1 rRNA gene is annotated in these 201 nt (G+C 58.7%); it reads left to right on the forward strand.

Features of this window, described 5'->3' with window-relative positions:
• Window positions 1–142 precede the first annotated feature (142 nt).
• A 16S ribosomal RNA gene (locus ADK86_RS19825) occupies window positions 143–201 on the forward strand; the annotation flags it as partial.

Here is a 201-nt window from a genome sequence, read left to right on the forward strand (position 1 = left end):
CGCCGGAGGATGAGGTTCCTTTGAAAAGCCCACCGGCACCCTAGGGGTGCGGGTGGCACACACAGCGAGGACGCTGTGAACGGGAAGCCTATTCCGCTTCCTGTTCCGCTCTCGTGTGTGTTGACCCGATTACGGGTAAACATTCACGGAGAGTTTGATCCTGGCTCAGGACGAACGCTGGCGGCGTGCTTAACACATGCA

It is taken from the genome of Streptomyces sp. NRRL F-5755, assembly GCF_001279365.1.
GTDB lineage: Bacteria > Actinomycetota > Actinomycetes > Streptomycetales > Streptomycetaceae > Streptomyces > Streptomyces rimosus.